The 23,984-nt window shown below is 37.7% G+C and carries 26 protein-coding genes and 1 other annotated feature; of the genes, 8 read left to right on the forward strand and 18 right to left on the reverse strand.

The window, feature by feature from the left end; all coding sequences use genetic code 11:
* The first annotated feature begins 160 nt into the window (after window positions 1–160).
* Window positions 161–901 carry a bis(5'-nucleosyl)-tetraphosphatase PrpE gene (prpE, locus tag MN204_RS05705; RefSeq protein WP_249870107.1) on the forward strand — a complete coding sequence of 247 codons (741 nt, stop codon included), beginning with the start codon at window positions 161–163 and terminating at the stop codon, window positions 899–901.
* Here prpE and MN204_RS05710 read toward each other — a convergent pair.
* Genes MN204_RS05710 through yjbM form a run of 3 tightly spaced genes read right to left on the reverse strand, consistent with a single transcriptional unit; the run spans window position 894 to window position 3,273 of the window.
* The gene (locus MN204_RS05710; protein ID WP_249870108.1) at window positions 894–1,787 is read right to left on the reverse strand and encodes an RluA family pseudouridine synthase; all 894 of its coding nucleotides are present in this window, start codon (window positions 1,785–1,787) and stop codon (window positions 894–896) included. The two genes, prpE and MN204_RS05710, sit on opposite strands and share 8 nt — an antisense overlap.
* Before the next feature lie 19 nt (window positions 1,788–1,806).
* Complete coding sequence (locus MN204_RS05715; protein WP_249870109.1) at window positions 1,807–2,613, reverse strand: NAD kinase; 807 nt, start codon at window positions 2,611–2,613, stop codon at window positions 1,807–1,809.
* A gap of 51 nt (window positions 2,614–2,664) precedes the next feature.
* Window positions 2,665–3,273, reverse strand: coding sequence for a GTP diphosphokinase (gene yjbM / locus MN204_RS05720; protein WP_249870110.1), 609 nt, complete (start codon window positions 3,271–3,273; stop codon window positions 2,665–2,667).
* 139 nt (window positions 3,274–3,412) lie between these two features.
* On the opposite strand from yjbM, the gene MN204_RS05725 reads away from it, so the two are divergent.
* The 4 genes from MN204_RS05725 to MN204_RS21765 all read left to right on the forward strand — a co-directional run bounded on the left by MN204_RS05725 (window position 3,413) and on the right by MN204_RS21765 (window position 6,347).
* On the forward strand, window positions 3,413–3,985 hold the full coding sequence (locus MN204_RS05725; protein WP_249870111.1) for a CYTH domain-containing protein: 573 nt from the start codon (window positions 3,413–3,415) through the stop codon (window positions 3,983–3,985).
* 416 nt (window positions 3,986–4,401) lie between these two features.
* Window positions 4,402–4,788 carry a globin domain-containing protein gene (locus MN204_RS05730; protein WP_249870112.1) on the forward strand — a complete coding sequence of 129 codons (387 nt, stop codon included), beginning with the start codon at window positions 4,402–4,404 and terminating at the stop codon, window positions 4,786–4,788.
* Window positions 4,789–4,806: 18 nt separating this feature from the next.
* Window positions 4,807–5,700, forward strand: coding sequence for a ClpXP adapter SpxH family protein (locus MN204_RS05735; RefSeq protein WP_368858646.1), 894 nt, complete (start codon window positions 4,807–4,809; stop codon window positions 5,698–5,700).
* Between the two features lie 503 nt (window positions 5,701–6,203).
* Window positions 6,204–6,347, forward strand: coding sequence for a hypothetical protein (locus MN204_RS21765; RefSeq protein ID WP_498043938.1), 144 nt, complete (start codon window positions 6,204–6,206; stop codon window positions 6,345–6,347).
* 79 nt (window positions 6,348–6,426) lie between these two features.
* Here the strand turns inward: MN204_RS21765 and pepF are convergent, their stop codons facing one another.
* From pepF to MN204_RS05770, 7 genes are all read right to left on the reverse strand, one after another.
* Window positions 6,427–8,238, reverse strand: coding sequence for an oligoendopeptidase F (pepF, locus tag MN204_RS05740; protein ID WP_249870113.1), 1,812 nt, complete (start codon window positions 8,236–8,238; stop codon window positions 6,427–6,429).
* A 103-nt stretch (window positions 8,239–8,341) separates the two neighbouring features.
* A complete protein-coding gene (locus tag MN204_RS05745; protein WP_249870114.1) occupies window positions 8,342–9,535 on the reverse strand; it encodes a competence protein CoiA in 1,194 nt (397 codons plus the stop codon).
* 154 nt (window positions 9,536–9,689) lie between these two features.
* Complete coding sequence (gene mecA / locus MN204_RS05750; RefSeq protein ID WP_249870115.1) at window positions 9,690–10,388, reverse strand: adaptor protein MecA; 699 nt, start codon at window positions 10,386–10,388, stop codon at window positions 9,690–9,692.
* Between the two features lie 549 nt (window positions 10,389–10,937).
* Complete coding sequence (gene spxA, locus MN204_RS05755) at window positions 10,938–11,333, reverse strand: transcriptional regulator SpxA (protein WP_249870116.1); 396 nt, start codon at window positions 11,331–11,333, stop codon at window positions 10,938–10,940.
* A 365-nt stretch (window positions 11,334–11,698) separates the two neighbouring features.
* On the reverse strand, window positions 11,699–12,298 hold the full coding sequence (locus MN204_RS05760; protein ID WP_249870117.1) for a GNAT family N-acetyltransferase: 600 nt from the start codon (window positions 12,296–12,298) through the stop codon (window positions 11,699–11,701).
* 138 nt (window positions 12,299–12,436) lie between these two features.
* On the reverse strand, window positions 12,437–13,645 hold the full coding sequence (locus MN204_RS05765) for a putative glycoside hydrolase (protein WP_249870118.1): 1,209 nt from the start codon (window positions 13,643–13,645) through the stop codon (window positions 12,437–12,439).
* 266 nt (window positions 13,646–13,911) lie between these two features.
* Complete coding sequence (locus MN204_RS05770) at window positions 13,912–14,478, reverse strand: Uma2 family endonuclease (RefSeq protein WP_249870119.1); 567 nt, start codon at window positions 14,476–14,478, stop codon at window positions 13,912–13,914.
* 340 nt (window positions 14,479–14,818) lie between these two features.
* Window positions 14,819–14,997: a binding site (T-box leader), on the forward strand.
* A 63-nt stretch (window positions 14,998–15,060) separates the two neighbouring features.
* Here MN204_RS05770 and trpS point away from each other — a divergent pair.
* Window positions 15,061–16,050: a tryptophan--tRNA ligase gene (gene trpS / locus MN204_RS05775; RefSeq protein WP_249870120.1), complete on the forward strand. Its 990-nt coding sequence runs from the start codon at window positions 15,061–15,063 to the stop codon at window positions 16,048–16,050.
* Between the two features lie 233 nt (window positions 16,051–16,283).
* On the opposite strand, the gene MN204_RS05780 is transcribed toward trpS, so the two are convergent.
* From MN204_RS05780 to MN204_RS05805, 6 genes are all read right to left on the reverse strand, one after another.
* Entirely contained in the window at window positions 16,284–17,045 is a 762-nt protein-coding gene (locus MN204_RS05780) for a YjbA family protein (RefSeq protein WP_249870121.1), read from the reverse strand.
* Between the two features lie 82 nt (window positions 17,046–17,127).
* On the reverse strand, window positions 17,128–17,328 hold the full coding sequence (locus MN204_RS05785) for a YuzI family membrane protein (protein ID WP_249870122.1): 201 nt from the start codon (window positions 17,326–17,328) through the stop codon (window positions 17,128–17,130).
* 207 nt (window positions 17,329–17,535) lie between these two features.
* Complete coding sequence (gene fabF / locus MN204_RS05790) at window positions 17,536–18,774, reverse strand: beta-ketoacyl-ACP synthase II (protein ID WP_249870123.1); 1,239 nt, start codon at window positions 18,772–18,774, stop codon at window positions 17,536–17,538.
* Between the two features lie 30 nt (window positions 18,775–18,804).
* On the reverse strand, window positions 18,805–19,743 hold the full coding sequence (locus tag MN204_RS05795; RefSeq protein WP_249870124.1) for a beta-ketoacyl-ACP synthase III: 939 nt from the start codon (window positions 19,741–19,743) through the stop codon (window positions 18,805–18,807).
* Between the two features lie 114 nt (window positions 19,744–19,857).
* Window positions 19,858–20,814 carry a BMP family ABC transporter substrate-binding protein gene (locus MN204_RS05800; protein ID WP_249870125.1) on the reverse strand — a complete coding sequence of 319 codons (957 nt, stop codon included), beginning with the start codon at window positions 20,812–20,814 and terminating at the stop codon, window positions 19,858–19,860.
* A gap of 95 nt (window positions 20,815–20,909) precedes the next feature.
* Window positions 20,910–21,560 carry a hypothetical protein gene (locus MN204_RS05805; protein ID WP_249870126.1) on the reverse strand — a complete coding sequence of 217 codons (651 nt, stop codon included), beginning with the start codon at window positions 21,558–21,560 and terminating at the stop codon, window positions 20,910–20,912.
* A 187-nt stretch (window positions 21,561–21,747) separates the two neighbouring features.
* Between MN204_RS05805 and MN204_RS05810 the strand changes: the two genes are divergently transcribed.
* Window positions 21,748–21,927, forward strand: coding sequence for a DUF2929 family protein (locus MN204_RS05810; protein WP_249870127.1), 180 nt, complete (start codon window positions 21,748–21,750; stop codon window positions 21,925–21,927).
* A gap of 46 nt (window positions 21,928–21,973) precedes the next feature.
* Here MN204_RS05810 and MN204_RS05815 read toward each other — a convergent pair whose 3' ends face one another.
* On the reverse strand, window positions 21,974–22,306 hold the full coding sequence (locus MN204_RS05815) for a hypothetical protein (RefSeq protein ID WP_249870128.1): 333 nt from the start codon (window positions 22,304–22,306) through the stop codon (window positions 21,974–21,976).
* Window positions 22,307–22,629: 323 nt separating this feature from the next.
* Here MN204_RS05815 and MN204_RS05820 point away from each other — a divergent pair, with 323 nt between their 5' ends.
* A complete protein-coding gene (locus MN204_RS05820) occupies window positions 22,630–23,457 on the forward strand; it encodes an undecaprenyl-diphosphate phosphatase (RefSeq protein WP_249870129.1) in 828 nt (275 codons plus the stop codon).
* Between the two features lie 183 nt (window positions 23,458–23,640).
* Here MN204_RS05820 and MN204_RS05825 read toward each other — a convergent pair whose 3' ends face one another.
* Window positions 23,641–23,952 (reverse strand): metal-sulfur cluster assembly factor, encoded by a 312-nt coding sequence (locus MN204_RS05825; protein ID WP_249870130.1) that lies wholly within the window; start codon window positions 23,950–23,952, stop codon window positions 23,641–23,643.
* Window positions 23,953–23,984: the final 32 nt, after the last annotated feature.

Consider the following 23,984-nt stretch of genomic DNA (forward strand, 5'->3'; position numbering starts at 1 on the left):
AAGAACGTTTTGCTGCTTTCTCAACTACCAATATAAAATAATATCCTGTAAACTGGATAAGAATAACCATATAGAGGAGAAAAGGTTATTCTGTGATCCTCTAACTGAATTATGATAAATACTATTTTCTAATAATGCAACTATTAAAAGGGGTTTTTTTATGAAAATTGATGTAATAGGAGACGTTCATGGCTGTATGGATGAGCTGCATGCACTCTTTTTAAAATTGGGATATGTTTTCCAAAACGATAGCTATCTTCATCCTGAAGGAAGAATCCCGGTGTTTGTAGGGGACATCACAGACCGTGGCCCTGACTCATTAGCTGTGATTAAACTTGTTTACCAAATGGTCGTGGAACAGCAAAAGGCACATTATGTCCCGGGAAATCACTGTAATAAGTTATATCGGTTTTTCCTTGGCAATCAAGTTCAGGAAAAACACGGGCTTGAAACTACCGCTGCGGAATACCGCGCTCTTAATAATCGGCAGCAGAAGCTTATCCGCAAACAATTTATAACACTTTATGAGCATGCACCTCTTTATCTCGAACTCCCTGAATTGAACGTTATCGTAGCACATGCTGGCATCAAGGAAAGTCTCATCGGCCGTACGGATAAAAAAGCGGAAACTTTTGTATTGTATGGAGATATCTCTGGTGAGTTTCATCCTGATGGAAGGCCCATTCGCAGAGACTGGGCAAAAGATTATTACGGTCAAACATTAATCGTCTATGGGCATACACCTGTAAAAGAACCAAGAATCATCAATAGAACGATTAATATTGATACGGGATGTGTTTTCGGAAATAAATTAACTGCATACCGTTTACCGGAAGAAAAAACAGTGGCCGTCCCATCAAAACAGCCACTGCTTGAAGAAAAATTTAAAGCCTTCAATTAAGATTTAACCTTGTTGCCATGTGTTCCATGTCTTGCGGAAGATTGGATTGCAGCTGGATGTTTTGCTTTGTAATCGGATGTTCGAAGCTTACGAGGCAGCAATGCAAGGCTTGTCTTCCAATTATCTGTAATGATCCGCCATACAGATCGTCTCCTGCCAGCGGATGGCCCAGATGAGAAAAATGGACCCTGATTTGATGTGTTCTGCCTGTTTCCAATTCAACTTCCACTAGCGTATGGTCAACGAGATTTTTTACTTTTTTATAGTGGGTAATCGCCTGTTTCCCTTTCTCATTTACTTCCCGTTCAATAATCGAGTGTGGTGCCCGGGCAATAGGGGCATCAATCGTTGCCGCTTCGTTTTCAAGAATACCTTGGACAATTGCCATATACTTACGTTTCACATTGCCTGATTGCTGTTGAGCAGAAAGCAGCGAATGGCTGTACCTGTCTTTTGCGATAAGAACCAGTCCGGAAGTATCCGAATCCAGCCTTGTCACAACATGCACTGTAAAATCATTTCTGTTCTGTTCCTGATAATAACCGAGCAGTCCATTGGCCATCGTTCCTGACAAATGATTCGGTGATGGCATTACAGCCATACGGGCAGGTTTATTAAGCACCATAACAGCGTCATCTTCATAAACGATATTCAAATTTAGTTTTTCAGGTTTCAATGCCTGACTCACTTTTTCTTTCGGAAAATCAATTTCTAAAATATCCCCTTGAGCTAATTCGTATCGGACCGTTTTCGTTAAGCCATTCACCTTAATGTTACCACCGTCGTGTTTTATAGCGATGATAATTCGTCTGGAAAACCGTTGAATTGTTTGCAAATAATCCCGGATAATCATTCCGTGATGTTGCTTTTCGATTATCCACTTCATTCTATTTCAGCCTCGCAATCTAATTAACATCATCCGATACAAATGAGTCACGTACCCTGTTCCAGAAAGGAAACTGCCTGAACCTTGCGAAACGGATTCTTTCTTTTGCCACGCGGCATTGAATCGATTTTACATTTTGGTAATTTTTTGTGAAATGGTCGATTTGAATCAAAAAACTGCTATTTACCATCGGCTTTAGAAAGCATGTATGGTGTTTTGGCAAAATTAACGGAGAACCAATTGTACGGAAGATGCGATTATTGATGGATGCGTTTTCCGTTATTTGAATTGCTTCCAGAGATGGGTGGAGAATTGCTCCGCCCAGCGCCTTATTATAGGCCGTACTTCCCGATGGTGTAGAAATGCAGATACCATCTCCCCGGAATGTTTCAAAATGCTCGCCTTTGATCTCTACATCAAAAACAACGGAAGAACCATCAGCGGTCTTAATCATTGCTTCATTCAAGGCGAGAAAGCGATCTTCTTTTCCGCCAGTTTTTCCACGGATGATCACTTCCAGCAAAGGATATTCCACTGTCTGGTAAGGGGTTTTTGCGATTTCGATAATTAATTTTTCCACCTCGTCAGGCGTCCAGTCGGTATAGAAACCTAAATGTCCTGTATGTACGCCAATAAAAGCTGTTGATTCCAAACGATGCGAATATCTGTGAAAAGCCTCCAAAAATGTTCCATCTCCACCGACAGATATAACTAGATCTGGTTCAATTTTATCATATTCCAAATCAAAATCAGACAAGTACTGCTTTATCGTTGCTTTAAGCTTATTAGAACGTTCATCACCTTTTGATACAATTTTAAATTTCATCTATAATCTCCCCTTATATGGCGTTTCTCTTCCAATTGTCCTATGTGTTATCTATTTCCGATGAAAAATCCGCTGTGCTTCCTGTATTTCACTTCTGATCTTGGACATTTCTTCATCCAGCTTAAATGCAGCCTCTGCTGCACGCTGTAATCTGGATTGTACCTCTTTTGGCAAATTGCTTTCATATTTATAGTTTAAGGAATGCTCATTGGTAGCCCAAAAGTTCATGGCCAGTGTACGGATTTGAATTTCTGCGAGAACCATCTTTTGACCATGAATCGTTTCCACTGGATATTCTATAATCATATGGTAAGAACGATACCCACTGTCTTTCTTATTTGCGATATAATCTTTTTCTTCCACAATTTTAAAATCATTGCGGCTTCTCAGCATGTTAACGATTGTATATATATCATCCACGAATTGACAAACAACACGAACACCTGCAATATCCTGAATCTCTTTTTCGATATCCTGAAGGGGGATGTTTCTTAATTCCGCCTTTTCGAGAATACTGGGAACCGGCTTGACTCGCGCCGTCACAAATTCAATCGGAGAATGACTTTCTTCATGTTCAAATTGTGACCGCATTCCTTTAAGTTTTACTTTTAATTCCTCGATAACCTGTTTATAAGGAGCAAGGATAGCTTCCCAATTCATTAAAATCACCCTTACATTATTTCAAATAATAGCCATATCTATTTTACCATACAGACTGAAAATGGCTAATCTTTGCATTGACGTTATTCTTTAGCCATAATAAATCTACCTACTTATTTAATACTGGGGGACATAATTCATGACACAGGAAATAGAAATTGAATATAAGAACTTATTGACGAAGGAGGAATACGAGCGGTTACTTCACAGCCTCCCCTTTCCAGAAGAAGGAAAAAAGCAAATCAATCACTACTTTGAAACAGAGGATTTCGCACTGAAACGTTTTGGTTGTGCACTTCGAATAAGAGAAAAAGATGGAAAATTTCAATTAACATTGAAAGAACCGCATCCAGAGGGACTGCTTGAAACGCACGATTGGCTGACAGATCAAGAGGCTAAAAGCTGGCTTGAAGGAAATATCATTCCGAAAGAACATACAGAAAAACAGTTACTGAAAAAAAATATGCAACTTGAAAAACTCCAATATTGTGGAAATCTGACAACATTAAGAAGAGAAATCGCCTACCACGATGTCTTGCTTGTGCTTGATTACAGTACGTATCTTGAAATGGAAGACTATGAATTCGAACTGGAAGCTACGTCAAAGGAAAGTGGAATCCGAATATTTCAGCAAGTTCTTGAACAACATGCTATTGAGAAAAAAAATACGCCAAACAAGATTGAAAGATTTTTCCATTCTATTGGAAAATAGGTATATTTAACTATTCCTAAATCAATTTTGTTGCTCATCCAATCATCCGTTGCTAGAATATATACAAAGACAAAACAAAATGAAATAAAACGAATACGCGGGTTAGGGGTGAAAATGGTTCGAATGTTGCCGTACAAGCGCGATGATGTTAACCGAACATCTACCAAGATTAAGATGAACGAGGTGTTAGCCACCGAGAATCTTATGCTTTGGAGGGAATAAAACATGCCTCCATAGAGATTGCCCGTGTTATGCGCAAGAGCTGTTCCTATTCGCCCTTCGCATTTGAGCCGCTTGTCTTATCGAACAAAGGTTACAGGAAGCCTAGACGTTCCTGATTGCTGGAAGACGCTGTTTCAGCAGGATAAAACGATAGCCAAATTGTCATACCCTCTTATTTACTAAGGAGAGTTGTTATGGAGCAGATTCAACAGCGCAACATTTACGAAGCCATTGGCGGATTCGAAACAATCGAAACGTTAGTGAATGCCTTTTATAAACGAGTAGCAAAGCATCCTAAATTAATTCCCATTTTCCCAGAAGATTTAACGGAAACCGCCAGGAAACAAAGTCTTTTCTTAACACAATTTTTCGGGGGTCCAAGACTTTATGAAGAAGAGCGGGGCCATCCAATGATGAGAAGGCGGCATTTGCCATTTGAAATCACACCTTCAAGAAGAGACGCCTGGCTTGCATGTATGGCAGAGGCATTAGACGAAGCAGAAATCAAAGAACCATATCGTACAGCTATTTTTGAAAAATTGACCCTTACTGCAAACCACATGATGAACACGCCGGAATAAGAGAAAGGAGAATTCGATGTGAGTTGGAATCAAACTGGGCTGACAAGCTCTAATCACACAAACACATCGGCCAATTATAGCTATTTTGATTATGTCCAAAAACCGATAGAGATATATGTATTTATCGACCCACTTTGTGCAGAGTGCTGGTCGCTGGAACCTTATCTTAAAAAGCTGTCTGTTGAATATGGGAGGTTCTTCACGATTCGCCAAATTGTCAGCGGACACTTAACTTCATTAAATTCAGATACTTTTGATAAACCGAGAAGATTAAAAGAGATTTGGGAGAAAACTGCAAAACGGACCGGAATGAGCTGTGATGGAGATTTATGGGAAGACAATCCTGTCACATATCCTTGGATTGCATCGCTGGCCATCAAAGCTGCCGAACTTCAGGGGAAAAAAGCTGGAAAGCTCTTTTATCGTAAACTACAGGAGAACTTATTCTTGAAAAAGCAGGATATCTCAAATGAAGTAGTACTCATCCAATGTGCTAAGGAAGCCAACCTGGATATTGAGGAATTTGAAAAAGATCTCTTTTCTGCTTCCGCACAAAAAGCATTCCAATGTGACTTGAAATTAACAAGGGAAATGGAAGTGGACTATATTCCAACCATTGTATTTTTTAATCAAGTTATCGAAGAAGAAGGCATTAAGATTTCAGGACTTTATCCGTATGATATTTATGAACTTGTTTTAATAGAGATGCTGCAGCGCACCCCCATACCGTCTGTAAAACCACCTTTGGAGTACTTCATGGAGTATTATGGCGTTGTTGGTTCCAAGGAGATCTCCGTTGTGTATGACTGGTCGCTGTCCAAGACCGAAAAAGAAATGAAAAAACTTCAGTTCAGACAAGTCGTCGAAAGAATCCCTGCAAAATACGGCTCTTTCTGGAAATATATTAGCTAATTTTAGAAAGCCTTGTTATAGGGCTTTTTTTTCTTGAGAACAAAAGCGCTGAATCCGGACTTCCTAATTCCGTGAGTCCATTAGCTAACAGGAACTTGCTAAAAAAAGCAAAAAAATAAAGGATATACGGGGCAGCGTATATCCTTATTCCGTCTTTGTATATATACAAAGGGGGATGGGAGAAAGTTTCATGATCAAACAAAAGGGGTATTTGTTTGTATTTAACTTACATTCTTATAATAGCAAGAAGTGTTTTCTTTTTCAACAGTTATGTGCATACATTCACAAAAAGTTCACTTCTATTACACATTTTATTAACATATACATCTAAAGAGCGGAATGTGGATAAGTCTAAGAACAAAAGCGCGGGGGTCCATTAAGGGACGTCTTGCGGAAATCTCCAATTGAAAACTGTAGCCTGATTGATTTTTGAAAGCATATTATCTATCTATAGATAGGGAGGGGTTTCATTGCGCGATTTTTTTCCTGTATTCTTTTTGTTTTTGTCTGTTTTTGCTTTCTTCCTGAACTTACTTGGACTTATGAACCTCATTCCGCTTTATTTCACATTGCCTTTATTTTTCTTATCGATTTATCTAACTTTGTACTCCATGTCACATCGAAACGTTTACAGAAGATCAAGATAGGGGAACCGGCTACAATGAGCTGGCTCCCCTATTTTTAACTGTTAAAATTGATTCAGATGCAATAACTCACCCTACCTTCTTAACCTAACAGCAATTTCTCCATTTCATTCAGTTTTTCTTCAAATACATCAAGTGCATCCAATATTGGTTGTTTGGATGTCATATCAACGCCTGCTTTTTTCAGTACTTCAATTGGATAATCACTGCTTCCTGCTTTAAGGAAATCAAGATAGCGATCGACCGATCCATCTGTGCCTTCTAGAATATTGCTTGCAAGGGCCGTTGCAGCAGAATATCCTGTTGCATATTGATATACATAGTAATTGTAATAAAAGTGAGGGATTCTCGCCCATTCCAAACCGATTTCTTCATCGGAAACAACTGCTTCACCATAATATTTTTTATTAAGCTCATAGTAAATTTCAGTCAGTTTATCTGCAGTCAATGCTTCCCCATTTTGTGCTCTTACATGTATATCATGTTCAAATTCAGCAAACATGGTCTGACGGAAAACAGTTCCACGGAATCCTTCGAGAAAATGATTCAAAATATATAGCTTTTGCTTCTCATCTTCAAGATTTTTCAACAGATAATCATTCAGCAAGGCTTCATTTGTCGTGGAGGCAACCTCAGCTACAAAGATCGAATAATTCCCATATCGATACGGCTGGTTCTTTCTTGTTAAATAGCTATGAACGGAGTGACCTAATTCATGGGCAAGGGTAAATGTATTGTTTACATCATCCTGCCAGTTCATCAAAATATAAGGGTTTGTGCCATATGCTCCAGAGGAATATGCGCCACTGCGTTTACCTTTATTCTCTTCCACATCGATCCAGCGGTTTTCAAAGCCTTCTTTCAGGATGGCTGCATAATCGCTACCCAATGGATTTAGTCCATTTAAAACATAGTCTTTTGCCTGCTCATAGGAAACCTTCATTTCCACGTCTTTTACAAGTGGGGTATACAGATCATACATATGAAGTTCATCAACACCCAATACTTTTTTACGCAACTCTGTATAACGATGGAGCAGCGGTAATTTTTCATGAACAGCTTCCACCAGATTATCGTATACCTGCTCCGGAATATTATTATTATCCAATGCCGATTGGCGGGCAGATTCATAATTTCTGATCTTCGCTGAGAAATTATGCGTTTTTACATTCCCACTCAATGTTGATGCAAAGGTATTTTTAAATTTCCCATACGTATCATATACCGCTTTGAAGGCATCTTCTCTTACGCGGCGATCTTTTGACTCCAGGAATGTGGAATATCTACCATGTGTAACATCCACCTCTTCCCCGTCCTCATTTTTGATTGCCGGAAAAGTCAGGTCCGCGTTATTCAGCATGCCAAATGTTGTAGCTGAACTCGACATAGGTTCTGAAGCTTCCGCTAGTAAAGCCTCTTCCCTTTCACTCAAAACATGTGGACGTTGACGATTGATTTCATCCAATACTTTTTTGTATAATTTCAGTTCTTCTTTTTCTTCCAAAAAACGATTAATTTTTTCCTCATCCATTTTAAGCACTTCAGGTACAATATAGCTCATTGCACTTGATGCAAATGTAAGGACAGTTTCTGCCTGTGAATTCATTCCTTGATAAAATGAATTGGTTGTATCCTGGTCATACCGCATGTGCGAATATGTATATAATTTGCCAAGGCGTTCAGATAGCGCATCCTGCAGTTTAAGCAAATCATATAATGTATCAGCAGATTCGGACAATTTCCCTTTGTATTGCTCTACTTTTGGAATTTCTTGTTGTAATTCTTTTAATTCTGCCTGCCATTGTTCATCTGTTGTAAAGATATCTTCTAGTCTCCATGTAGAATCTAATGGTACTTCACTGCGCTTAGGCAATTCTTTTGTAGATTTGGCCATGCATAATTCCTCCTTTAGCACTCTATATACTATTATTTCTAGACTTTCTTAAAAATACCTTCAAAAAGCCGTATATTAGTTAGTATAACGAAACATGATTGATTCATGCTCGTATTTTGTCCAAGTTATGGGAAAATAATTGTTGTAAAAGTAATTGATCGCCATTCATTGCTTCTTCTATAGTTTTATATCGTTGTAAGTGCTGGATTTTTTTAAAAGTCGTTGCGGAAATTTTCTGGATGTAATTCAATTGTTCTAATAGATGAAGATATTGATCGATCGGATTTTCAATGGATGAAATGAGCGGAAATAGCGAAGGTTTTAAAATTTGATTTTTAAAAATGTGTTTACAGTTTTGGATACTGAAGGTTCCACCGATCGGTACTGGATCGATTATTTCCATACAAATCTTACTTTGCCAGTTCCATAAGGGAGTTTTCATTCGATGCTGGGAGTTTACCGGAAGGAAAATTACGGATGGAAGGTTCTGCGTATGAAAGCCTTTATCGTATAGCCATTTGCGCCAGGTCAATTCATTTCCATACAACCTCTTTACTGGCCTTAATCTAAAATTCCGTTTCTCTTTTATCCACTGATCTAACATTTCCTTTTGGGAGAAGAAATTCAGTTGAAACATTTCCTGGAACTTCATCTGTTCAAGTGCTTTAACATTTATTTTACCAATAGCTTTTGAATTTCTGGCTATCAAAATATGACTGATAATGGCAATTTGTGAAGTGTGGGGATGAAAGTAGTATACGATTTGCGGTGATTCAGAAGTGTGTTGATGGATGAACTGACATGTAAATTGGTCAATCCTGAAACTATTTGCACCGTAACGCGTAAAATTATTGGCGCCGACGATCCAGATTGGGAAAATTCCAGCCGCTTTATATCCTTCATTACGCTGCCTTATTTCTTCTGTTGATATGCGTGCACATTGAAATTCAACGGCAATTTTCTTACTGTTTACGGATAGCAGAATGTCCGGCCGCTGCTGGATTTCTGACAAATAGGCTTCTAATGTGACTTCCATTTTATATTTCTTGAACCAATGGTATAGCAAAAGTTTACCCTGCTCGTGATAAATTCCTTCTCCCCCTTCACGTGAGGGGCAATCTGAACTGGATTGATGGGCAAAATGCGGTACCATTTTATTTCCTGCTTTCATAATGACAGGATTTTCACAAACCGGACAATAAAACGTCTCCCCTTCCCCTCTTATTTTTTCAATAGCTTCACGTTTCAATGAAGCAAGTGTAAGAACACTTCCATTTTTATTTTTTGCCTGCAGCATAAAACCACCTCTTTCTCCGGTTATAATTCGACAAAGATGGGTAAAATCCTGCTTAGAAATCTTGACATTCGCCAAAAATTCTAAGCAAATGCCTTAACTGCACGTATGCAAGTACTTATATACAAAAAAAAGAGACATTCTTTTTTTAGAATGCCTACACTTCAACAGGGAAATAGGATCTCACTTGTGAAAATGTATCTGTTTCAAAGATTTTCTTACCATACTCATCCAACAGATGTACCGAAATATCCGAATCGTTGGCAAATTCGAGTACCTGGCTGATTACGTCTTCCTGCTTCTGATCATCAAGCACATCGTGAGAAAATTCCATATACAAATAGTACGTGTCGTTATAATGGTAAAGCGTTTCTTCGCCAAAATCGGCCAATTCGCTGAAATAATGACTTAATTGGATTAAATCTTCAAAATCATCAAATTCCACAATAATCCATAAGTTCTCATCAATCAAATCATCCGTTTCTTCCTCTGAACGGATTGAACTAACATTTTTGCCGAATTTGTCCTCAAGTAAACTTTCAATTTTCTCGTCAACTGGAAGCTCAAGACTATTACCTTCTTCTGTTTCCAGTTCCAGATTTTGTCCATTTTTGGAAACTTTCGCTTTCGTAACTACTATTTCAAGCCCTTTTTCCATAGCCTGAACCTGAATCCATAATGGCCCATCAGGACTAAAGTCTTCTTTATAATTTACTTCCTCCATCATTTGCCAAAAAAGCTGTTCACTACGTTCGCGGTTGTACCAGATTTCTTCACGTTCAAACCCAAGATCTTCAATATCAATATAAGAAATATAAAATTTTATTGTATTTTCATTAATTCTTTCTATTTCCATTTCTTTCTCTCCCTTCAGATTAAAAAAAATAGTAGCTGTTTCATCCTTCTAGAGAATCTCCCTGAGGTCACTTTTAAGGAAAAACAGTTTAAATGGAAGAGACAACTTCACCATTAATTATAATCATGAACGTTCTGTCTGCATATAAATTTTATTACCCTTTAAATTACAACTTTAACCATCTCTACTCGTATACTTACTACTATTGTATGATAGTTTACTGCATCTTGGAAATTAATATGCCTATAAAAAGCAATTAAAAAAACTGCTGAATTCCAAGGAAACAAATAGGATAGTTAGTATGATATTTTAAACTATTTTTACAGTTTTGTCACCATTAATTTAGACAAACTGTTTTATTTTAAAATCTGACAGATTGGGCGTAGAAGTTTAGAAAACGAAAGCAAATGATTAAGTCGCTGGACGAATGACTTTGTTACACTTCTGTAGACAGGCAAATTTATTTTTTACCTGTCAAAGCAAAAGACGCAGTTCCAAAAGGAACGTGCGTCTTCAATATATAAATGTTATATACGTTTTCAAAAAGGACTAGTTAACCATCCTTTGTGCTTCACGCAACTGAAAAGTACGGACAGTTCTCGGCAAAAATCTGCGAATCTCATCTTCGTTATATCCAACCTGCAGACGTTTTTCATCCAATATAATTGGTCGTCTCAATAATCCAGGATTTTTTTGGATCAAATTGAATAGATCTTTCATCGGCAATTGTTCGATATTTACATCCAGCTTTTGGAATACTTTTGAACGCGTGGAAATAATCTCATCCGTGCCATCTTCAGTCATGCGCAATATTTCTTTAATTTCATCAAGTGTCAGTGGTTCCGAGAAGATATTACGCTCTGTAAACGGTATGTCATGCTCTTCCAGCCATGCTTTTGCTTTCCTGCAAGAAGTACAACTTGGTGAGGTATAAAGTGTTACCATGAAACTTCACTCCTCATTTTTAAGTATGTTATGTTGATAATAGAGAACATTATTTCACTTATTAAATTAAAATAAGTTTAAATTACCTATATGTATAATTATACTACAATTGTCAACCAAAAGGTAGAGGATATTCAAGAAATATAAGGTAATTAATAATGTTTTTTAACTGTTATCCGCATTTATTACATAACATACCCCACTTCAATTTCAATTAAACCTTCTAATTGAAAAAAATATCAATTTAGTTTTTATTTCTGTTGAAGACTTTTTGACACGTTGCGCTACTACAATTTTATTTCTTTTTCTGACAACGATAAGTTTCGTGATTTTACTTAGTCAGCATAACTGCTGACAAGTTATTTTTATGCTTTTTCCGTTTTAGGCTTGTTTAAACCTTCAAGAATGTTTTCCGACTCGCGATTTTCATCATAGCTTAATACCTCATCTGCCGGCTGATAAGATTTACCATATATTTCTGTATCTTTATATGTATGAATATCAACATACATTTTTTTCATCTGTTCGAAAATCACTTCTTCCGAATCATCACTTGGTGACCAATATAATATTTCCATAGGGGTCTTTTCATTTGTAGCCAAAGAGCGGCGATTATATCCAATGGCTTTTGCGTGTGTAAAGCCTTCCCGATGATAAAAATGGAGTCTTTTTTCAGTATCTGTATCTTCATAATCAACAGGTTCTACTTCCAAAATAATTGGCTTCTCTTTAGACTTTAGTTTTTCAATTAATTGATGCCCGATTCCCTGTCCTCTTGTTTCGGATGATACCCAAAGATAATCAATAAATAAAAACGTATCAAACTCAGCGTACATTAAGACATGGTTTGGACTTTCATCTTTAAAATAGACATCGCCTTTTTCATCAAGCAGTATATCAATATGTTTTTTCGATTTCATTTCTTCAACTGGAAAATACTCATTCAATTTCTCATACCAATTCATTTTTCTGCTCCTCTTTGCATTCATTTTTTTAAGTATAACGAAAAAACGTTCATTTGTTAAATAAGGTATAGACGACAAAAAACTGCACCCAAATTAGATATTTACCAATTCGGGTGCAGTTTATTCCAGAACTATACGTTACTTTCCAATCATATAATCAACATTTTCAGTATAGGTGTTGCCCGCATTCCAGAGCAAAAACTCATCGATACCATTTTCATACAGGGCCCTAATTTGCGCTTCGATCTCAGCCTTGCCGTATTGTTTGGTCGGTCCACTATATAACCACGGAGCTTCAAAATCCTGAAGCCATGGTCTGGATACTGGTGGAATATCGAGTGCTCCCAATACCGCATTCTCAACTTTTGCATATTCCGTAACCAATTCATATGGATGCTCATCAGGTTTTTCAATACCAAAATACGATGTCCAGTGGCTCGGATAAATCATAGAAGAAATAACATCGACATTGTCCGCTATTCTCGAAAAGTTTTGGCCAATTCCTGGTGTCTCCTCAATCGTTGCAGCGTATCCAAAGATATCTACGGAGACATCGACACCATAAGGCGATAATTCTTCTCTTGCATATTCCACAAAGTTTGTAACAGCTTCGACCCGCTTCTTCACATTGGATATGTCGAGATCTTTATAGTCACCTTGTGAATAGTCCAGTTCTTCGTCTTTTGTTTCAAATCCTTCAGGAAAACGCACATAATCGAACTGGATTTCCTGGAATCCCATTTCAGCTGCCATCTTGGCTATTTCGACATTGTATTCCCATACTTCCTTTTCAAAAGGGTTCACAAACGCTTCCCCTTTATTGTTTAGCCATACTTCGCCATTTTGCGTAAAAGATAAATCCGGCCTGTTTTCAGCAAGTACGGAATCCTTAAATACTACCACTCTAGCAATCGGATAGATTTGCTTTTCTTCAAGCGTATCCATCATCCCTTTTGGGTCAGATATAAAACTCGTTGCAATCTCTTCATACGGAGAACCTTCTTCCGGGTTGAATGTCAAGTGTCCATGATCCTCCTTAACATCTATTACCATTGCGTTTAAATCGGTACTATCGACAAGCTCAAGAAGTGTTTCCCAGCGACTCGAACCAGCTGAGTTTCCCGTAACATAAATCCCTCTTACTGCGTCAGGATATTCAAAATCATAACCTGAATCATATGTAAAACGTGCCATGTAAGTTAAAGGTTCAATAAGTTCAATATTCGTTTGTCTTTCTTTATGTAAGTTTGCTGTTTTTGTTTCTTCCCCACTTGAGTATACTGGTAAAAGTGTAACGAGAAGGAAAATTCCTATGAGTGCGATCACCATGTGCTGCCATTTTTGCATATAATCAATCTCCCGTTAGTTAATAATCTAAGTATAAAGGAAAAACTTCATTATTTAAATGGTAAAAAGTAACCAGAGTCAAAAACTTGTCCCTTTATTAATTTATATATGAAGTAATAGCTCTTTTCGTCAGTGTTGATGTTTTTCAGTATAACAGTAGATATAGAGTGCGACACCGGACATAAAAATAGATTATAATAAACTCAAAAAGCAGGTGATTATCCCGCTTTTTAAGTTGGTATTTACACGTTTAGAAATTGCTAAAATCATTCCTCAAAAATATGCTTTAAATCAATACGAAAACCGTCAAAGACTTTAGAAGTTATTTCTCCTGTATCTGTTTTCATGTCATATTGTTCATACATTTTCTCATCATTTAAGGCATATACCGTTACCGTATTCAGCATGGGATTAACAATCCAATATTCCTTTACGCCATAACTCATATAGAGATTAAGTTTTGTAATCAAGTCATGCGATTGATTCGAAGGGCTTAATATTTCAACAACGAGTTTTGGAACACCAACATATCTAGCATCGGTAAAACCACTTTTATCACAAATGATGCTAATATCTGGGATAACAATTTTTGTACCTTCAATTGTATCGTCTTCCAATTCAATATCGTACGGTGCAGAAAACACCTCACAAGACGTCCCTTCAAGAAAATTCCCAAATTTAATCTGTAGCCTACTGGATATACGTTGATGCTTCGTCGATGGTGAAGGTGACATATAAACAAATCCGTCTATATATTCAAGTAATGCATCAGAGCTTTCACGTATTTGAAAATACTCTTCCACTGACACAGAATCATCACCAAATTGATTCATCTCATTTCTCCTTTCTTCACACGGTATTGGTACTATTATTTTACCATGTATTATTTGCTTCTACATCTTACTATTCAGTCATAAAGTGAAACGCCTTCAGTGGAGGTTTTATTTCATCCCCCATTTATCGTCTTTGACTTTGTCTCATAGTCTTGAAGTAGGAGACATACTGCCCGTTATGTGTTGGATAAATAGTTAGATTAAAAATAGTTCCTTTCAATCACTCCTAGCTTATCTATCCAAATTCGACAATAGAACTTTTTTTGTTGATGTACTGGATATAATAGGTGTCCTCCTTGCATTTCCCTAAAAGACTATATATAATAATAAAAAATCAATATCATTAGCAATGACAAAGATATAGTACTTTTTGCCCACTGATTTTTAGAGAGCTTGTGGTTAGTGGAAACAAGCATCAAGGTAAAAAGGAATTGGACTTTCGAGCTAATTAACGATTAAAGTGATTCTGCAGCATTTGCAGGGTAATTAGGGTGGCACCGCGGTTCATTCGTCCCTTTGTATGAGGAAGAATGGGCTTTTTTTAATGTTTAAAATTATTTATATAAAATGGAGTGAAAAGACATGGAAACAATTTTTTCCGGAATTCAGCCCAGTGGTACGTTAACCATCGGGAATTACCTTGGAGCAATCCAGCAGTTTGTTGAAGTGCAGAAGGATTATGACTGTTACTTCTGTATCGTCGATGAGCATGCGATTACAGTACCCCAGGAACGTCTTAAATTAAGAAATAACATCCGCTCACTTGCGGCATTATATCTTGCTTCTGGGATCGACCCAAAAGCCTCTACCCTTTTTGTACAGTCAGAAGTACCTGCACATACCCAGCTAGGCTGGATGCTACAATCAATCAGCTATGTCGGTGAGTTGGAGCGGATGACACAGTACAAAGATAAATCGGAAGGAAAAGATGCTGTATCATCTGCTCTATTGACCTATCCTTCCCTTATGGCTGCTGATATTTTGCTATATAATACAAACGTCGTACCAGTCGGGGATGACCAGAAACAGCATCTTGAATTAACAAGAGATCTCGCACAGCGCTTCAATAACCGCTTTAATGATATCTTTACAGTCCCAGAGATACGTATACCAAAAGTCGGAGCACGTATTATGTCTCTGCAGGAACCAACGAAGAAAATGAGTAAGTCAGATGAAAATGAAAAAGGGTTCATTTCCATGCTTGACGAACCAAAGAAAATTGAAAAGAAGATTAAAAGTGCCGTGACCGATTCAGACGGAATTGTAAAGTACGACAAGCAAAATAAACCAGGTGTTTCAAATCTGCTTACGATTTATTCCAGCTGTACGGGAGAATCGATCAAGTCTCTTGAAGACAAATATGAAGGAAAAGGTTATGGTGAGTTCAAGCAAGGTGTCGCCGATGCTGTCATCAGCGTTCTAAAACCAATTCAGGATAAATATGCAGAGCTGATTAACTCGGAAGAACTAGATCATATTTTGGATCAAGGTGCAGAAAAAGCTTCCTTTACTGCCAACAAAACGGTTGCTAAAGCGAAAAAAGCGATGGGCCTTGGCAGAGTAAAAAAATAAAGGTATACAACGAAATGCGCCAGACGGTATCGTTCAGGCGCATTTCTATTTGAATCGTGCTATTTGATTAAGAGCCTTTTCAGTCAAAATGAGGTTGATCAGCTAAGTGATTTCCGCCTGTATTTGTGAACAACGGCATTTCCTTTGTGAACTTTGGCCTGTTTGACATAAACTTCGGCATTTTTCATGTGAACTTCAGCATTTTCTCTGTGAACTTCGGTATTTCCAACTTCTCATTTCTGATTCGATGTATTATGCTCCGGCCCAATCTCTGCTTCCCACATCTTTTCCAAAAAAGGTTGACCGCGTACTAGTTTTGCGCATAAATCTTCATGAGCTTCACTCCAGCCCGCTTTCACTCCATTATATAACGTTTCCCACACTCTATCTTCGTCCATATATCGAATTGCAGGATATTGCTTGGGATCCCACTCTGTTAGCCAGTAGCGCAATTCTTCCCTATTATTCGTTGTTTTCAGTTGATCAAGTCCTATCATGAGCAATTGCTTCAGTTGCCTTTCCTTCCTTGTAAGTCCGAACACAAATTCTGGAGGCATGGATAGCATATGATATTCTTTTTGATATTCACTGTCATCAAATTTAAAGGATTGGGCTTTTGTATTCTCTATCATGTCAAATACAAGCTGCTCCTGACGTGGGATTAATCTGCTTTTTCGTATAGGGATTGAGTAGCCGATCGTATCAATTGCGAGAATATCATTTCCATCCGTAACAATACAAGCATATTCCACAACAGATCTTTTTTGCCCCTTGCGTGTGTAGGCCCGTTTATATATCGAATCAAGCAAAGCTCTCGGAAGATCATGCATATCATTCTCAATGTAGTTGTATAGTGTTTCTGTTATGTATAATAAAGGCACTTGATCCATTAGCTCTATGCTGTCTTCTTTTCTCCACTCATGGAAATGACAAACACTGTAGCCATTCTCTTCACCTTCAAACCAATTCACCCAAACATCGTGTAAATATAACATAAACAACCCTCACTTTTCATTTTCCGATTTAGAATACATTATGACCATCACGGAGAAAAATATTCGAGAAGTTGTATGAAATTTAATTCTGATAACGATGTAAGATGGCACCCATAATTAAAATACCCAATGGGAAAAAATAACATTCCAACCGTCCGCTTATAAATATAAAGTAATCATGCCAGGACAAGCCTGCAGGCAGGAAGTTCATATAGGCAATAATCGTAACTCCACCTGTAACAGCTAGTCCAAATCCGATTAAAAATAAAAACACATGGCCCATTTAAGATCCCCTCATTTGTGCTTGTCCACTTACTTTATATATTTTATGATTGGCCTGCGGAAAGAATGTCAGGAAAATTGATTATTCAGGTGCGAAGGCTTGATTTTGGTTGATAATTTTCTTAATTACACGTATGCAGGTAGTAGAGAAAATTTCCCCATCCATATAAAAAGCTGCTCAGCAATTAGCTGAGCAGCTTCTATGTTGTTATTGATATTTCTTAAATACAAGTGCTACATTATGACCACCGAAACCAAGTGAATTGCTGACGACCACATTTACATCCTGCTTTCTTGCTTCATTTGGAACATAGTCCAAATCACAGTCTGGGTCAGGAGTTTCATAATTGGTAGTTGCAGGGATGACGCCATCCTTAATTGCCTTGATCGAAATGACTGCCTCTAAACCACCTGCAGCTCCCAGCAAATGTCCAGTCATCGACTTTGTAGAAGATACTGCCAGTTTTTTGGCATGGTCACCGAAAACTGTTTTAATTGCTGCGGTTTCATATTTATCATTGAGTTCTGTACTTGTACCGTGTGCATTAATATAATCGACTTCCTCTGGAGAGATTCCTGCATCTTTAAGCGCATGTTGCATAGCGCGTGCTGCTCCCTCCCCATTTTCGGCCGGAGCTGTAATATGATAAGCGTCACCTGTTGCACCATATCCGGCTATTTCACCGTAAATATGTGCTCCGCGTTCCAGTGCAGAATCTAAATTTTCCAGAATCAAAATTCCAGCACCCTCACCCATTACAAATCCATCTCTATTTTCATCAAATGGACGACATGCTTTGCTTGGATCATTATTCGTTGATAATGCCTTTGCCGAAGAGAATCCCGCGAAAGCCATATCAGAAATCGGGGCCTCCGTTCCTCCTGCAATAATATAATCAACATCTCCACGTTCAACTGCTTTGTATGCATCACCAATTGAATTGGCACCAGATGCACAAGCTGTTACCGTACATGAATTAATCCCTTTTGCACCTAGTTGAATGGATACTTGACCGGCAGCCATGTCCGGTATCATCATCGGTACAAAGAAAGGGCTGACCCTTTTAGGACCTTTTTCCAATAGCTTAGTATGCTGTTCTTCCCATGTCTTCATTCCACCAATACCTGAGCCTATCCATACCCCCACACGATGTGCATTGCTGTCGTCAATCGTAAGCTTAGCATCTTCAACAGCCATTTTAGATGCAGCTACCGCGTATTGCGTAAAAGGGTCCATTTTACGAGCATCTTTTTTGTCCATAAAATGGGTTGGATCGAAGTCTTTCACCTCTGCGGCTACTTTGGCTGGATAATTATCTTTATCAACTTTTGTTACAAAATCAATTCCGGACTTTCCGGCTAAGAGATTTTCCCACATTGTATTTACATCATTACCTAAAGGCGTTATAGCACCTAATCCCGTAATGACTACTCTTCTCTTTTCCATCTATTTTTCCTCCTTCCGCAACTAAATGACTTATCTTCCCCAGCGCATAGCAACTGCGCCCCATGTAAGGCCACCGCCAAAACCTACCAAAACGATTAAATCGTTATCTTTTATTTTACCTTCTTTTACTGACTCTGACAAAGCCATAGGTATCGATGCTGAAGAATTGTTACCATACTTTTTAATCGTGGTTGCCATTTTATCCTCTGAGATACCGAGACGCTGACGTGCAGCTTCCATGATTCGAATATTAGCCTGATGCGGAACAAGATAATCAACATCTTCCTTGCTGTATCCTATTTCCTCGATGACATTAACCGTTGATTCCGGCATTTGTCTAACTGCAAATTTATATACTTCACGACCATTCATCACTAGATGATTATCCTCGTTTTGGTATAAATCCTTGCCACCAGTACCGTTTGCACCTAATTCAAATGATAAAATCCCTTTACCTTCTGCTACTTCACCAACTACTGCAGCACCAGCACCATCACCTAGAAGGACACATGTACCTCTATCTTCCCAGTTTGTGATTTTAGACAGTTTTTCGGAACCAACGACAAGAATTTTTTTGTAGGCACCTGTTTCGATAAATTGTTTTGCTGTAACCAATCCGTACATAAAGCCTGAACATGCTGCACTTATATCCATTGCTGCAGCTTTTGTTGCGCCAATACGTTCCTGCACCATGCAAGCTACAGATGGAAAAGGCGTATCGGGAGTCACCGTGGCCACTAAAATTAAATCAATATCAGCTGCGTCCACATTTGCCTCCTCAAGTGCACCAAGCGTTGCATGATAGGCCATATCCGAAGTATTGATATCATCCGTTGCTAATCTTCTTTCTTCAATACCAGTTCTTGTTCTTATCCATTCATCGTTAGTGTCTACGATTTTTTCCAAATCTTTATTTGTAACTACATTTGTCGGAAGGTAATGACCTGTACCTAATATACCAACACCCATGTTTGATCGCTCCCTTATATATCAATCGTTATTATCAATTATTATGACTTGGTACTAATTTTAATGTAAATTTATTTATTTAGCAAGAGGAATTGATTATTTCCAATCCGATATTTACCTTTCATTAGGGAGTAATCCTGTTTCAATATATTTTTCAACGTGTCCTGCCATCTCTTGTTGGAACGATTCTGGAACACTGTCATTAAATTCACCTAGTGAAATATAACCTTCCTGAAAATCAAAAGTCATGATAGATCCTTCTAAATTATTATCATTAAACTGTTCGGCTGTGTATGTGTACAGCTTGTCCACATGCTGAATCGTGCTTGTCAGAACTGTTTTCGGCGCCATATCCAGCTGATCGGATATATATCCGATAGAATAAATCCCGTCTTCTTCAGCCTTTTTTAGGATGGCATCACTGAACGTATCACCAATTGGATAAATAACGTCTACTTCTCGTTGACGCATCGAGTCATAAATATTCAAAGCAGTGTCTGTATCATTCCAATTACTCATATAATCGAATTCAATTTCAGCACTTGGATTCTGATATTTAGCTCCTTCAAAAAATCCTTCAATTTCAGGTTGCCATAAATATGCTGCAATAATACCAACTGAATCTGTCGTAGTCATTTCACCTGCTACCATTCCCGCAAAAAATCCCATGGCATGTGCACTGAAATTTAAGCTTGTAACATTTTCGGCATAGTTCCCTCCATTAAAATATACAAAGTGAACATCAGGGTATAAATCTGCTATTTCCATAAAATGGCTTCCGTACATATTGCTGTGGCCAAAAATTAGATTGACACCATCCTGCACAAGCTCTGCAACCGCATTGTTTATGTCCGCTTTGGTAACGACTTCTTCTTTATAAAAAACCTCTATTTCAAGTTCTTTCTCAATTTGAAGTAATCCTTTATATCCTTTTTTACTCCAGGCGCTATCATCAATGGAAGTGTCAATCAATAAACCTGCATTCTGAATTTGACCTGTTTCAAAATAAGAACAACCAGAGAGAATAAATATAAGTGTTGTATATAATAGTACGTTGATGATTTTCTTCATGGTAGACACTCCATTCTGCAATATCAAAACTGCCTCTCTCCTATTTTAACTGTATAATAATTATTGGTAAATAATGGACTTCTTAAAAGTTTGTGTCAATTATTAAGCTTTCTAAATGAACGATAATGGTTCACTACAGATTTCACTTTCTCACTTATAGGCATATTGTCCCGTAGATAGATTGCTTTATCAAGTATTGTGTCTGTATTTCGTTCATATTTACTGGAATAAACATGTAAAACGGATGGTAATGCCGGAATCTCTAGCCATTGTATGAGTGCTCTCACGAAATCTCCTGCATAAACTGCTGTTTCTTTGAAATAATCTGAAGTAAAAGGAATAAATTCATTTAATAGGAAAATTCCTTCCTCGTTCATAGGCATCCATTCACCAAAAAGTAAAGGAACCTTAATTATTGTACAACTACCGTGTTTTATCAATCTGATTTGCTCTGTTCTGGGATTAATGACGAACAGCTTTCCTACCTTTTGATTTAGTTTATGCTCATAATCACCTGCTATAATTCCAATATCATATGTTTTATTTTCATCCGGAGCGATCATTGTAAAGGAACTGTTTCTTCCAAAGAATAAACTGAGGTCATCCTCCATCAGCATACTTTCGTTATCTTGAGAATGTCCTTTTTCATTTCCGGCTATTCCTCGAACGTTATAGTCATTTTCGAGGAGTACATTTACAACATGGTAACCTAGCCATTGGTTACAATTAACAACGAGAACAGACATTTAGAATTCTCCTTCATTTACATTTTTTATTTTATGACATGCCTTTTAATTCTAAAAAGATTTTGGTAAGATAGTAAAGATGGGTAGATAAGAATCGTTCTGACAAGAAAATAATGTTACAATTAAATGAGACAAGTATTCATTTTCAATCAGTTATAATAGAAATAAAAAGGTGAGGTGTTTTGACATGCGTTACATAATGACATTTATCTGGTCAGTATTAATAGCTTCAGCAATATCCTACGTTTTAACAAGTATGGCTGGCGAACCTTTCGTAATGGGAGACGCATTGGTGCTTGCTGTTCTCTTCACATTAACAGCGATCATTACGGGCGAAGTCATTTTGAAACCAGAAAAAAATAATTAAAGAAAAACCCTTGCCTTTTCAGCAAAGATGGCAAGGGTTTTCATTTTTAATACCAAGGCAGAATACTTAATGCTGCGAGTGCCGCCAGGGGAAGTACCAATCGTCGGAATCGGCGGCGTGGTCTGCCAAAGGGCGGATAACCATAGCCAGGAAAGCCGTAACCTGGATAACCGTAGCCGGGATAACCGAAAGCCCTCATATCACCATAATCCTGTTCACCCGATTCGGGGCTATCCAAAGGCACAGCAAAATAAACGTACTCATCATCCAATCCTGTAATAATTCCATCAAATTGCTCACCATCTGTCGTTTGTGCAAGAACATAAGAATGCATATGGTTTTTACAAAGTTCATACATATGTTTTGTATCATGATTCATTTTTCTCACCCTCCTCACCATCAGCCTATTCAGTGGGCTATAGGTTGGTGACTTGTATAGCGGATAATGCGAATTTTCACTTTGGGGGTAAATTGTTCGTTAATCCGTTAACAAAGGAAGAACCCAATCATTAGAATTTTTTCATCCCCCTCCTAAACTTTATCAAGTTCACGAACTTTTTAAGTGGGACATAAACCACTAAAAGTGATTTACTAACATTTTTGCTTCCTGTTGATTTTTGGTTATACAGATTTAAGCTGACAATACGACGTTATTGCAACGTATATGGATGTAGAGAGTAAAAGAATTAAGGAGAGAATACAATGGATTTCTTAAGTGAATTATGGACAATCATACAATACTTTATATTAGGGCTAGTACAAGGGGTCACAGAACCAATTCCGATTTCTTCCAGTGGTCATATTATGATTTTCAGAGAACTTTTTGGGATAGATACGCCGGGACTATCCTTTGAAATATTCGTCAATTTTGCATCGTTACTTGCCATATTGGTTATTTATCGAGAGGATATTATCCGTTTAATAAAAAATGGTTGGCTCTACATCACTAAAAAAGAAGAAGCCGCAAAAAGCGATTTCCGATTCATCATCTACCTGATTGTTGCAACCATCCCTGTCGGAGTCATTGGTGTACTGTTCGGGGACGCTATTGGAGCAGTTATCAATGAAAATGCGATGAATGTAGTCGGGGTTACTTTGCTGATCACAGCAGCTGCTGTATGGATGATTCGTAACCTTCGTGGTAAGAAAAATGATGGTGATCTGTCAATGAAAGATGCATTAATTGTTGGGTTTTCCCAAGCAATTGCAGTTACACCAGGTATCAGCAGATCTGGAGCAACCATCGTTGCATCGATGCTTGTTGGAATGAGACAGGAAACAGCACTTCGTTTCTCTTTCCTTCTGTATATTCCAGTCAGTCTTGGAACTGCAATTCTTGAAATACCTGCAATTGTAAATGATCCGTCATTCAGTACATTATGGATTCCTTATGTAGTTGCATTTATCACAGCGTTTATCGCTTCTTACTTTGCACTAAGATGGTTCATGAATATCATGGCAAAAGGAAACTTAAAATATTTCGCTTATTATTGTTTGGTAGTTGGTTTATTAGTAATTTTCTTCCTGTAAGATATCATTAAAGGCTGCCTTAGGAATGAAGGTAGCCTTTTTGTTAGTGATTCAATCATGTTGTTAACTAGATAATTAGGAACTTATGCAGATAGAGATGTTTTATACTACTTCTAGTAAGCAAACAAAAAAGCTTTTCTCAAAAGTTAATCACCCTTCTAAGAAAAGCTTTGGATTAAATGGTCAATCCGGAATTCCTAATGCAATTTTTGCATAGCGAGACATTCTTTCTTTGCCCCATGGTGGACTCCATACTATATTTACATTTGTTTCTTTTACTTCAGGAATATCAGCAAGTGCATGTTTAATATCTGCTTCAATATGAGCGGATAATGGACATCCCATTGCTGTAAGAGTCATCGTTACATCACAGACTCCTTCATCGTTCAAATCTACATCATATATTAATCCCAGGTTGACAATATCAATCCCCAGTTCGGGGTCAATAACATTTTCAAGGGCTCCCATCAGGTATTCTTTTTGAGATTCTTCCATATTATTTACCTCCTATCATGTCCTACTTCTAT

Source organism: Oceanobacillus saliphilus (assembly GCF_023522835.1).
GTDB classification, from domain to species: Bacteria; Bacillota; Bacilli; order Bacillales; family Amphibacillaceae; genus Oceanobacillus; species Oceanobacillus saliphilus.